Below are 12,773 nucleotides of genomic sequence, written 5' to 3'. Positions count from 1 at the left end.
GCGTGAAGCAGGCCGTTTCCCGGAAAAGGAAACGGCCCGCCAGATCGATCACTCGGCAGCGGGTGCCGCTGGCTGCTCGTCGCCACCTTCGGCGGTCGTGCTTTCCTCCAGCGCGGCCAGCTCCATGGCAGCGCGCTCTTGCGCTTCCTGCATGGAGATGGCACGGCGCTCGGAATCGTCCATCTCTTCCTTGGCCTTGCGGGCTTGGTGGAAGGCCAGGCCGGTACCGGCGGGGATCAGGCGACCCACGATCACGTTTTCCTTCAAGCCACGCAGATCGTCGCGCTTGCCCATGATGGCAGCCTCGGTGAGCACGCGGGTCGTTTCCTGGAAGGAAGCGGCCGAGATGAAGGAGTCGGTCGACAGCGAAGCCTTGGTGATGCCCAACAGCACGTCGCTGTAGGTGGCCACGGTCTTGTCTTCCGAACGCAGGCGGTCGTTGGTGTCCAACAGTTCCGAACGCTCGACTTGCTCGCCAGGAATGTAGGTCGAATCGCCTGGGTTGGTGATCTGAACACGGCGCAGCATCTGGCGAACGATCACCTGGATGTGCTTGTCGTTGATCTTCACGCCTTGCAAACGGTAGACGTCCTGCACTTCGTCGACGATGTAGCGGGCCAGCTCTTCGATGCCCAGCAGGCGCAAGATGTCTTGCGGGTCCGCGGGACCGTCGACGATGGACTCGCCCTTGTTGACCACTTGGCCTTCGTGCACCAGGATGTTCTTTTCCTTGAGCACGAGTTCCTCGTGGACCGCGCCATCGGGGTCGGTGATCTGCAGGCGGACCTTGCCCTTGGTTTCCTTGCCGAAGGACACCGTGCCGGTGATTTCAGCCAGGGTGCCCTTGTCCTTGGGCGAGCGGGCTTCGAACAACTCGGCCACACGCGGCAGACCGCCGGTGATGTCACGGGTCTTCTGGCCTTCGACCGGGATGCGGGCGAGGACTTCACCAGGGAAGAGGTCCTGGCCGTCGCGGATCTGGATCAGCGAACCGACCTGGAAGCCGATGGTCACGGCGTGGTCGGTGCCAGGGATCTTGACTTCCTGACCAGCGGCGTCCAACAGCTTGACCTGAGGACGGATGACCTTGGCGGCGCCACGGCGCTTGGGGTCGATCACGACCAGGGTCGACAGACCGGTCACTTCGTCCAATTGCTTGGCCACGGTCACGCCTTCTTCGACGTTCTCGAAGCGGGCTTTGCCGGCGAACTCGGTGATGATCGGGCGGGTCAGCGGATCCCAGGTGGCCAGCACCAGGCCAACCTTGACTTGCTGGTCGGCCTTGACGCTCAACAGGGCGCCGTAAGGCACCTTGTGGCGCTCACGCTCACGGCCGTGCTGGTCGGAGATGATGATTTCGCCGGAACGCGAAATCACCACCAGCTCGCCCTTGCCGTTCGTGACGTAACGCATCGTGGCATTGAAGCCGATGATGCCATCCGACTTGGCGTCCACGCTCGAAGCGATGGCGGCGCGCGATGCGGCACCACCGATGTGGAAGGTCCGCATGGTCAGCTGCGTGCCGGGTTCACCGATGGACTGCGCGGCGATCACGCCCACAGCTTCACCGGTGTTCACCAGACCGCCACGGCCCAAGTCGCGGCCATAGCACTTGGCGCACAGGCCGAAGCGCGTGCCGCAAGTCAGCGGGGTGCGAACCTTGACTTCGTCGACGCCAGCGGCTTCGAACACTTCCAGCACGTCCTCGTCCAGCATGGTGCCGGCCGGGACCAGCAGGAGCTGGTTCTCGGGGTGCAGGATGTCGATGGCCGCCACACGACCCAGGATGCGGTCGCGCAACGATTCGATGACTTCACCACCTTCGACCAGCGCACGCGTGGCGATGCCTTGGTCCGTGCCGCAATCAACGGTGGTGACCACCAGATCTTGCGTCACGTCGACCAGACGGCGTGTCAGGTAACCCGAGTTCGCGGTCTTCAAAGCCGTGTCGGCCAGGCCTTTACGCGCACCGTGGGTGGAGATGAAGTACTGCAACACATTGAGGCCTTCACGGAAGTTCGCCGTGATGGGGGTTTCAATGATCGAGCCGTCAGGTTTGGCCATCAGACCCCGCATGCCGGACAACTGGCGGATCTGCGCGGCGGAGCCACGCGCACCCGAGTCGGCCATCATGTAGATGGAGTTGAAGGACTCTTGATCGACTTCCTTGCCATGGCGGTCCAGCACCTTCTGCTTGGACAGCTGCGACATCATGACCTTGCCGACTTCGTCGCCGGTCTTGCCCCAGATGTCCACGACCTTGTTGTAGCGCTCACCGGAGGTCACCAAACCCGACACGTACTGCTGTTGGATCTCTTTGACTTCTTTTTCGGCGCGTTCGATCAGAGCGGGCTTTTCCTTGGGCACCAGCATGTCGTCGATGGCGATCGAGATGCCGGCGCGCGTGGCCAGACGGAAGCCGTTTTGCAGCAGCTTGTCGGCGAACACGACGGTCTCTTTCAGGCCGCACTTGCGGAACGAGGTGCTGATCAGGCGAGAAATTTCTTTCTTCTTCAGCGCCTTGTTGATGTTGCTGAAAGGCAGGCCCTTGGGCAGGATTTCAGACAACAGCGCACGACCGACGGTCGTGTCCACCAGCTTGGTCTCGGGCACGAACTCGCCGGATTCCTTGTCGCGGGTCCACTCGGTCAGGCGCACCGCGATCTTGGCGGTGATCTCGACCACGTGGTTGTCCAGCGCGCGCTGCACTTCAATGAGGTCGGAGAAGACCAGGCCTTCGCCCTTGCCATTGATGCGCTCGCGGGTGGCGTAGTACAGGCCCAGCACCACGTCTTGCGACGGGACGATGGAGGGCTCGCCGTTGGCCGGGAACAGGATGTTGTTGGAGGCCAGCATCAGCGTGCGGGCTTCCATCTGCGCTTCGATCGAGAGCGGGACGTGGACGGCCATCTGGTCACCGTCGAAGTCGGCGTTGAAGGCGGCGCACACCAGCGGGTGCAGCTGGATGGCCTTGCCTTCGATCAGCACGGGCTCGAAAGCCTGGATGCCCAAACGGTGCAGGGTAGGTGCACGGTTCAGCATCACGGGGTGCTCTTTGATCACCTCTTCGAGGATGTCCCAGACCACCGGCGTGCCGGATTCGACTTCCTTCTTGGCGGCCTTGATGGTCGTGGCGATGCCCATGGCTTCCAGGCGCGAGAAGATGAAGGGCTTGAACAGCTCAAGCGCCATCAGCTTCGGCAGACCGCACTGGTGCAGCTTCAGGGTCGGGCCCACGGTGATCACGGAACGACCGGAGTAGTCGACGCGCTTGCCCAGCAAGTTCTGGCGGAAACGACCGCTCTTGCCCTTGATCATGTCGGCCAGCGACTTCAAGGCACGCTTGTTGGCGCCCGTCATGGCCTTGCCACGGCGGCCGTTGTCCAGCAGCGAATCGACCGACTCTTGCAGCATGCGCTTTTCGTTGCGCACGATGATTTCCGGGGCCTTCAACTCCAACAGGCGCGCCAGGCGGTTGTTGCGGTTGATGACGCGGCGGTACAGGTCGTTCAAGTCGGACGTGGCGAAGCGGCCACCATCCAGCGGCACCAGCGGACGCAGGTCCGGTGGCAGCACGGGCAGCACTTCCAGCACCATCCAGTTGGGCTTGATGCCCGACTTCTTGAAGGCTTCCATGACCTTCAGGCGCTTGGAGTTCTTCTTGATCTTCAGCTCGGAGCCGGTCTGGTCGTTGCGGATCTTCTCGATCTCGACGTCCAGGTCCATCTCGGCCAGCAGCTTCTGGATGCCTTCGGCGCCCATCAGCGCGATGAACTCGTCACCGTACTCGACACGCTTGGTGTCGTAGTCGTCCTCGGACATGATGCTGAACTTCTTCAGCGGGGTCATGCCGGGGTCAACCACCACGTAGGCTTCGAAGTACAGCACGCGTTCGATGTCGCGCAGCGTCATGTCCAGGACCAGGCCCAGACGCGACGGCAGCGACTTCAGGAACCAGATGTGCGCGCACGGCGCCGCCAGGTCGATGTGACCCATGCGGTCACGGCGAACCTTGGTCTGCGTGACTTCAACGCCGCACTTTTCGCAGATGACACCGCGGTGCTTCAGGCGCTTGTACTTGCCGCACAGGCACTCGTAGTCCTTGATGGGGCCAAAGATCTTGGCGCAGAACAGGCCATCACGCTCGGGCTTGAAAGTCCGGTAATTGATGGTTTCGGGCTTCTTGACTTCACCGAACGACCAGCTGCGGATTTTCTCCGGCGAGGCGAGGCCGATCTTGATGGCATCGAAATGCTCATCAGGGGTGAATTGCTTGAAGAGGTCGAGTAAACCTTTCATGGTCTTCTATTCCTTTTCGTTCAGTTGCGTTCAAGTTCAATGTCGATGCCCAAGGAACGGATTTCCTTGACAAGAACGTTGAACGACTCAGGCATGCCGGCTTCGATCGCGTGCTCGCCCTTGACGATGTTCTCGTACACCTTGGTACGGCCATTCACGTCATCGGACTTCACGGTGAGCATTTCCTGCAGGACGTAGGAGGCGCCATACGCTTCCAGGGCCCACACTTCCATTTCACCGAAGCGCTGACCACCGAACTGCGCTTTACCACCCAGCGGCTGCTGCGTGACGAGCGAGTAAGGACCGGTCGAGCGGGCGTGCATCTTGTCGTCGACCAAGTGGTGCAGCTTGAGCACGTGCATGTAACCCACCGTGGTGGCGCGCTCGAAAGCCTCGCCGGTGCGGCCGTCATACAGTTGCGCTTGCGTGCGGGTCGGCGTCAGGCCCTTGGCCTTGGCGATGTCGGCCGGGTAGGCCAGTTGCAGCATGGCGCGGATTTCGGCTTCCTTGGCACCGTCGAACACGGGCGTTGCGAAAGGCACGCCCTTGACCAGGTTGCCCGCCATTTCGCGGACTTCCTCGTCATTGAGTTGCGACAGGTCTTCGGTCTTGCCACCGGACTGGTTGTACAGCTCATCCAGGAACTTGCGCAGCTCGGCCGTGGCCGATTCCTTCTGCAGCATGTCGCCGATGCGCTGGCCAATGCCCTTGCCGGCCCAGCCCAAGTGCACTTCCAGCACCTGGCCCACGTTCATCCGCGAAGGCACGCCCAGCGGGTTCAAGCAAACGTCGCAAGGGGTACCGTCGGCCATGTAAGGCATGTCTTCGACGGGCAGGATGCGGGAGACCACGCCCTTGTTGCCGTGGCGGCCGGCCATCTTGTCACCAGGCTGCAGGCGACGCTTGACGGCCAGGTGAACCTTGACCATCTTGAGCACGCCCGCGGGCAGTTCGTCGCCTTGGGTCAGCTTCTTGCGCTTTTCTTCGAAGTGCAGGTCGAAGCTGTGGCGGGTCTGCTCCAGCGAGTTCTTGATCGATTCCAGCTGGTTGGCGATGTCGCCATCTTCCGGACGGATGTCGAACCAGTGGAATTTCTCGACGGTGGCCAGGTAGGCCTCGTCGATCGCCGTGCCCTTGGCCAGCTTGTTCGGGCCGCCATTGGCGGCCTTGCCGATCAGCAGCTTCTTGATCCGGTCGAAAGCGTCGGCTTCCACGATGCGCAGCTGGTCGTTCAGGTCCAGGCGGAAACGCTTCAGTTCATCGTCGATGATCTGTTGCGCGCGCTTGTCACGAACGATGCCTTCACGGGTGAAGACCTGCACGTCGATCACGGTGCCCGAGGTGCCTTGGTCCACGCGCAGCGAGGTGTCCTTCACGTCGGACGCCTTCTCGCCGAAGATGGCGCGGAGCAGCTTCTCTTCAGGCGTCAGCGTGGTCTCGCCCTTGGGCGTGACCTTGCCGACCAGCACGTCGCCGGGGCCGACTTCGGCGCCCACGTAGACGATGCCCGATTCATCCAGACGAGCCAATTGGTTCTCGGACAGGTTCGGGATGTCGCGCGTGATTTCTTCGGAACCCAGCTTGGTGTCGCGGGCCATCACCACCAGTTCCTCGATGTGGATCGAGGTGTAGCGGTCATCGGCGACCACGCGTTCGGAGATCAGGATCGAGTCTTCGAAGTTGTAGCCGTTCCAGGGCATGAACGCGACCAGCATGTTCTGACCCAGGGCCAGCTCGCCGATGTCGGTGGAAGCACCGTCGGCGATGATGTCCTCGGCCGCCACCTTGTCGCCACGCTTGACGATGGGACGCTGGTGGATGCTGGTGTTCTGGTTGGAACGCTGGTACTTGATCAGGTTGTAGATGTCGACGCCGACTTCGCCAGCCACGGTCTCGTTGTCGTTCACGCGGATCACGATGCGGTTCGTGTCCACGTAGTCGACCACGCCACCACGGCGCGCGGCCACGACGGTGCCCGAGTCCTTGGCGGCCACGCGCTCGACGCCGGTACCGACCAGCGCCTTTTCAGGACGCAGCACGGGCACGGCTTGACGTTGCATGTTGGCGCCCATCAGCGCGCGGTTCGCATCGTCGTGCTCCAGGAAGGGCACGAGCGAAGCGGCGACCGACACGATCTGCGTAGGGGCCACGTCCATGTACTGGATGCGTTCGGGCGAGGTCAGCACGGATTCACCGTGTTCACGCGCCGACACCAGCTCGTCGGTCAGGCGGCCTTCAGCGTCCAGCGAGGCATTCGCCTGGGCGATGATGTACTTGCCTTCTTCGATGGCCGACAGGTAATCGATCTGCATCGTCACCTTGCTGTCGATCACGCGGCGGTACGGCGTTTCCAGGAAGCCGTAGTCGTTCAACTGCGCGTACAAAGCCAGCGAGTTGATCAGGCCGATGTTCGGGCCTTCAGGCGTTTCGATCGGGCACACGCGGCCGTAGTGGGTCGGGTGCACGTCGCGCACTTCGAAGCCGGCACGTTCGCGGGTCAGACCGCCCGGGCCCAGGGCCGAGACGCGACGCTTGTGCGTGATCTCGGACAGGGGGTTGGTCTGGTCCATGAACTGCGACAGCTGCGAGGCACCGAAGAACTCCTTCAAAGCCGCGGAAATCGGCTTGGAGTTGATCAGGTCGTGCGGCATCAGGGCTTCGGTTTCGGCCTGGCCCAGGCGTTCCTTCACGGCTTTTTCGATCCGTGCCAGGCCCGAGCGGTACTGGTTCTCGGCCAGCTCGCCCACGCAACGCACGCGGCGGTTGCCCAAGTGGTCGATGTCGTCGACTTCGCCGCGGCCATTGCGCAGCTCGACCAGGATCTTCACGACCGACAGGATGTCGTCGTTGGACAAGGTCATCGCGCCTTCGGAGCCGTCGCGGCTGATGCGGGCGTTGAACTTCATGCGGCCCACGCGCGACAGGTCGTACGTGTCGGCGCTGTAGAACAGGCGCTGGAACAGGGCCTGCACGGCGTCTTCGGTCGGCGGCTCGCCAGGGCGCATCATGCGGTAGATGGCGACGCGGGCGGCCAGCTCATCGGCGGTCTCATCCGTGGCCAGCGTTTGCGAGATGTAGGCACCTTGGTCCAGTTCATTGGTGAACAGAACCTCGATGTCCTTGATGCCGGCCGTGCGCAGCTTCTTGAGCAGCAGCTCGGTCAGCTCTTCGTTGGCCTTGGCGATGATCTCGCCGGTGTCCGGGTCGATCTGGTTCTTGGCCAGCACGCGGCCCAGCAGGAAGTCTTCCGGCACGCTGATGTGCGTGGTGCCGGATTGCTCGAGCGAACGGGTGTGGCGCGCGGTGATGCGCTTGTCCTTTTCGACCACGACCGAACCCGACTTGTCGGTGATGTCGAAGCGGGCGACTTCGCCCTTCAGGCGCTCGGGCACGTAGGCCATTTGCGCGCCGGTGTCCATGAGCTTGAACTGGTCGTTCTGGAAGAACGTGGCCAGGATCTGCTCGGGGTTCATGCCGATCGCCTTCAGCAGGGTCGTCACGGGCATCTTGCGGCGACGGTCCACGCGGAAGTACAGCAGGTCCTTGGGGTCGAATTCGAAATCGAGCCAGGAACCACGGTAAGGAATGATGCGCGCGCTGAACAGCAGCTTGCCGGACGAGTGCGTCTTGCCCTTGTCGTGCTCGAAGAACACGCCAGGCGAACGGTGCAGCTGCGACACGATGACGCGCTCGGTACCGTTGATGATGAAGGAGCCGTAGTCGGTCATCAGGGGCACTTCGCCCATGTAGACCTCTTGCTCTTTCACTTCCTTGACCACCTTGGACTGCGAGGTCGATGTCTCGCGGTCATAAATGATCATCTGCAGCTTCGCGCGCACGGCGGCGGCGAAGGTCAAGCCCCGTTGCTGGCACTCGCGGACGTCGAACGTCGGCTTGGCGATGTTGAATTCGATGAATTTCATCTCCACGAAACCATTGTGCGAAACAATGGGGAACGCGGACAAGAAAGCGGCTTGCAAGCCTTCAGGCTTGCGTTTTTGCGGCGGCACGTCCTTTTGCAGGAAAGCCACGTAGGAATCCTTCTGCATCGTCAGCAGATAAGGAACATTCAATACGCTGCCGCGCTTGCCGAAGCTCTTGCGAACTCGCTTGCGCTCGGTGTAGCTGTAGGGGGTTGCTTGCGCCATAAACTCTCCGTTTCGGGCCCCATCTGGGTACCCGGTGCGAATCAAAGACACACCTCGGCCAAGGTGCGGCTCATCGTTCGGCGACTGGCCAATCGGACATTGCATCCGAGGCTTGGTGGTTGGCCACTACCAACCGCTGGCAGACAACCAGGGCATTTTGCGATCACCAAAGCTTGTGCAATGATGATGTGACACCCCGGCTCGACCAAACCGGTTCTCTGCAGTCGGTTCAGAGAACACTCGAAAAAGCCTTCCAGCATACAACAGGAAGACTTTTTCGGGTGCCCTCAAGGGCATATACCCTTGAAGCGAGAAAGGCTGGCGGCCTTTGGGGGGCCGCCAGCCTGCCTGCAAAAGTCAGATTTACTTGACTTCGGCCTTGGCGCCGGCTTCCACCAGCTTCTTGACAGCGGCTTCGGCGTCGGCCTTGGGCACTGCTTCCTTGACGTTCTTGGGAGCGCCGTCGACCAAGTCCTTGGCTTCCTTCAGGCCCAGGCCCGTCAGTTCGCGCACGGCCTTGATGACGCCGACCTTGTTGGCGCCAGCTTCGAGCAGAACGACGTTGAATTCGGTCTTCTCTTCAACGGCAGCAGCGGCACCGCCGCCACCAGCTGCGGGAGCTGCCATGGCAGCTGCGGACACGCCGAACTTCTCTTCGATGGCCTTGACCAGATCGTTGAGTTCCATGACGGACATGCTGTCCAGGGCGGTGATGAATGCGTCTTTATCGAAAGCCATTTTGGGTTCCTAAAATCGGTTGAATTGGATGAATACGGATTGAGCGAGCGATCAGGCTGCAGGTGCTTCTGCGGCAGGCGCGTCGGCAGCGGGTGCTGCTTCGGCTTCTGCGGCAGGTGCGGCGCCAGCGCCCTTTTGATCGGCCACAGCGGCCAGCACGCGTGCGAAACGCGAGACGGGCGATTGCAGCAAGCCACAAATTTGGGCCAGCAAGACTTCCTTGGTCGGGATCGCGGCCAGGGCCTTCACGGCATTGGCGTCGAGCGCCTTGCCTGCGTAAGCACCAGCCTTGATCACCAACTTGTCGTTGGTCTTGGCAAAGTCAGCGATGACTTTGGCAGCTGCCACGGCATCTTCAGAGAAGCCATAGATCAGCGGGCCGCTCATGCTCTCGGAAGCCACTTCGAAGGGCGTACCGGCAACAGCACGGCGAGCCAGGGTGTTCTTCAGCACGTGAAGATACACACCTTGCGCGCGCGCGGTCTTGCGCAATGCGTCCAACTGGGCCACCGTGAGTCCGCGGTACTCAGCCAGTGCCAGGGTCTGTGCTTTGGCCGCTTGGGCTTGCACTTCCGAGACAACGGCTGCTTTTTCGTTGCGATTGAGACTCAAGGTCCACTCCTTAAAACATGCCCACGCGAGGCTTTGGCCACAGGGCCGAACCCCACCCGGGCACACCCGGTTTCAGCGACCTTCCGTCTCAGGAACCCTCAGCCGCCATGGCTGGCGGCAAGAATCCGTTAACGGCGGGTACGCCATCTGCGTAGGCTGGCTGTTTTAAGCCCGGCTCACGGTACTGCTGTGAGCTCAAGCGCCTACGGTCTTTGATAGCCTGCGCACCTTCGGGGTCGAAACCCCTGGGGCGCACAGCCCACCAATTCTGTTCATCAAGCCGTCGCGCCAGACTCGCGCGGGGCTTGGCCAACGGGTCGCCGAAGCGCTCCGTCAGCGGTATCTGGATCAGCCAGCGACGTTGATCGAGCCGACGTCGACGCGAACGCCCACGCCCATGGTCGACGACACGGCGACCTTGCGCAGGTAGACACCCTTGCTCGAGGCCGGCTTGGCCTTGGTCAGCGCGTCCAACAGTGCAGCCAGGTTGCCCTTGAGCTTGTCGGAGTCGAAGGAACGACGGCCGATGGTGCCGTGCACGATGCCGGCCTTGTCGACGCGGAATTGCACTTGACCGGCCTTGGCGTTCTTCACGGCCGTGGCGACGTCAGGGGTGACGGTGCCGACCTTGGGGTTGGGCATCAGGCCACGGGGGCCCAGGATGGTACCCAGGGTACCGACGATGCGCATCGTGTCCGGCGAGGCAATGACCACGTCGAAGTTGATGTTGCCACCCTTGATCTGCTCGGCCAGGTCTTCCATGCCGACGATGTCGGCGCCGGCGGCCTTGGCTTCTTCAGCCTTGGCGCCTTGGGCGAACACGGCCACGCGCTTGGTCTTGCCAGTGCCATTGGGCAGCACGACGGCGCCACGAACGACTTGGTCCGACTTCTTGGCGTCCACGCCCAGTTGCACGGCCACGTCGATGGATTCATCGAACTTGGCGACGGCGGTTTCCTTCAGGATGACCAGGGCGTCGTCGATGGCGTACAGCTTGTTGCTGTCGACTTTGCCGACGTAGGTCTTTTCACGTTTGGTGAGCTTGGCCATGATTTATGCACCTTCCACGAGCACGCCCATCGAGCGGGCAGAACCAGCGATCGTCCGGACAGCGGCTTCCAGATCGGCGGCGGTCAGGTCTTTTTGCTTGGTCTTGGCGATTTCTTCGATCTGAGCACGGGTCAGCTTGCCGACTTTGTCGGATTGCGGACGGGGCGAACCCTTTTCCAGCTTCAGAGCCTTCTTGATCAGGACCGTCGCGGGCGGGGTCTTGAGGATGAAGGTGAAGGACTTGTCTGCGAACGCCGTGATCACGACGGGCAGCATCAAGCCGGGTTCCATCGCGGAAGTCTGGGCGTTGAACGCCTTGCAGAATTCCATGATGTTCAGGCCGCGCTGACCCAGCGCGGGACCGATTGGAGGCGAAGGGTTTGCCTTGCCTGCCGGGATTTGCAGCTTGATGAAGCCGATAATCTTCTTGGCCATAACTTTCTCCTAGAACCGCCCGACGGCCACGTCAGGTCGGTTGAGTCAAACGCCAGGCTTGTTCAACATGAACTCCTGGCTCCTCTTGACGCGGTCTCGTTCGCGCCTGGGTACGGAAGGTGATTGCAGCCCTTGCGGACAGCGGCCTCACCTTCAAGGCCTGATTCAGAGGATCAGATCTTTTCGACCTGATCGAAGTCCAGCTCGACCGGGGTGGCACGACCGAAAATCGTGACCGACACGCGCAGCTTGGACTTTTCGTAGTTGACGTCTTCGATGGCGCCGTTGAAGTCCGTGAACGGGCCTTCCTTGACGCGAACGACTTCGCCGACTTCCCATTCGACCTTGGGCCGGGGCTTTTCAATGCCTTCCTGCATCTGGTTGACGATCTTCATGACTTCGTCTTCCGAGATGGGAACCGGGCGGTTCTTGGCGCCACCCACGAAACCGGTCACCTTGGAGGTGTTCTTGACCAGGTGCCAGGAGTCGTCGCTCATCAGCATCTCGACCAGCACGTAGCCAGGGAAGAAACGGCGCTCGGTGACCGTCTTCTTGCCGTTCTTGACTTCGACGACTTCTTCGGTGGGCACCAGGATGCGGCCGAAGGAGGTTTGCATGCCGGCGCGGTCGATGCGCTCGCGCAGGTTGCGCTCGACGGCCTTTTCCATGCCGGAATAGGCATGCACGACATACCAACGCAGCGCGGGGGCGGCGGTGGCAGGGCTGGTTTGAACGTCGCTCATGGGTGTCAACCTCGCTTAAATAGTGGGATCAGTGCTTCCAGCCCAGGATCAGGCCGTAGATCACCCATTCCAGCGTCTTGTCGGTCAGCCACAGGAACAAGGCCATGACCACCACGAAGGCGAAGACATACAGCGTCATCTGCGTGGCTTCGGGGCGCGTCGGCCAAACGACCTTGCGCATTTCCTTGATGGCATCCTGACCGAACGCCGTCAACTCGCGCCCTTGGGCCGACGTGAAAAAAGCACCCACGGCAGCCGCCAGCAGCACCAGCAGAACGATCACGCGCAACCACAGGTCCTGCTTGCCCAGCAAGTAGAACGCGGCCACGCCACCCACGACCAGCAGGCCGGCAGCGGCCAGCTTGGCCTTGTCGGCGCTCGTGGTGACGGTTTCGATTTGTGAGGTGGCCATTTGCGTTGGTGTTTGAGGCGGCAAAGCCCGCGGGCTTCCAGGTCTTCACGACCTTCGCCTGCGGGCTGCTGGGAAATGCGTTTTCGGTCTTGCCGGCTTGTCAACAGGTGGCAGGGGCAGTAGGAATCGAACCTACAACCTTCGGTTTTGGAGACCGACGCTCTGCCAATTGAGCTATACCCCTGAAGACGAACCAGACAGTTTAATTCAATTACGCGAGGATCTTGGCAACGACGCCGGCGCCGACGGTGCGACCGCCTTCACGGATGGCGAAACGCAGGCCTTCTTCCATGGCGATCGGGTTGATCAGCTTGACGGTGATCGACACGTTGTCGC

At 61.6% G+C, this 12,773-nt stretch carries 8 protein-coding genes, 1 tRNA gene and 1 pseudogene; all 10 read right to left on the bottom strand.

The features are described from left to right. Positions 1–48: 48 nt before the first annotated feature. Positions 49–4,299 (bottom strand): DNA-directed RNA polymerase subunit beta', encoded by a 4,251-nt coding sequence (gene rpoC, locus ACREB4_RS20650; protein WP_431590122.1) that lies wholly within the window; start codon positions 4,297–4,299, stop codon positions 49–51. Between the two features lie 20 nt (positions 4,300–4,319). Further along, a complete protein-coding gene (gene rpoB, locus ACREB4_RS20645; protein WP_431590121.1) occupies positions 4,320–8,447 on the bottom strand; it encodes a DNA-directed RNA polymerase subunit beta in 4,128 nt (1,375 codons plus the stop codon). Between the two features lie 363 nt (positions 8,448–8,810). Then, positions 8,811–9,185, bottom strand: coding sequence for a 50S ribosomal protein L7/L12 (rplL, locus tag ACREB4_RS20640; protein WP_230182811.1), 375 nt, complete (start codon positions 9,183–9,185; stop codon positions 8,811–8,813). A gap of 51 nt (positions 9,186–9,236) precedes the next feature. Beyond that, the gene (gene rplJ / locus ACREB4_RS20635; RefSeq protein WP_431590120.1) at positions 9,237–9,797 is read right to left on the bottom strand and encodes a 50S ribosomal protein L10; all 561 of its coding nucleotides are present in this window, start codon (positions 9,795–9,797) and stop codon (positions 9,237–9,239) included. Between the two features lie 348 nt (positions 9,798–10,145). Then, positions 10,146–10,847, bottom strand: a complete 702-nt coding sequence (gene rplA / locus ACREB4_RS20630) for a 50S ribosomal protein L1 (protein WP_431590119.1) — start codon at positions 10,845–10,847, stop codon at positions 10,146–10,148. A 3-nt stretch (positions 10,848–10,850) separates the two neighbouring features. After that, a complete protein-coding gene (gene rplK, locus ACREB4_RS20625) occupies positions 10,851–11,282 on the bottom strand; it encodes a 50S ribosomal protein L11 (RefSeq protein ID WP_431590118.1) in 432 nt (143 codons plus the stop codon). Positions 11,283–11,455: 173 nt separating this feature from the next. Beyond that, a complete protein-coding gene (nusG, locus tag ACREB4_RS20620) occupies positions 11,456–12,025 on the bottom strand; it encodes a transcription termination/antitermination protein NusG (protein WP_300549451.1) in 570 nt (189 codons plus the stop codon). Positions 12,026–12,053: 28 nt separating this feature from the next. Next, positions 12,054–12,437 (bottom strand): preprotein translocase subunit SecE, encoded by a 384-nt coding sequence (gene secE / locus ACREB4_RS20615; protein WP_431590117.1) that lies wholly within the window; start codon positions 12,435–12,437, stop codon positions 12,054–12,056. 108 nt (positions 12,438–12,545) lie between these two features. Further along, positions 12,546–12,621, bottom strand: a tRNA-Trp gene (locus ACREB4_RS20610). A 27-nt stretch (positions 12,622–12,648) separates the two neighbouring features. Next, positions 12,649–12,773: pseudogene (locus ACREB4_RS20605) on the bottom strand (elongation factor Tu); the annotation flags it as partial.

It is taken from the genome of Aquabacterium sp. (assembly GCF_050725395.1).
Lineage (GTDB): Bacteria > Pseudomonadota > Gammaproteobacteria > Burkholderiales > Burkholderiaceae_C > Aquabacterium.
This window is presented reverse-complemented; position numbering and strand designations above follow the sequence as displayed.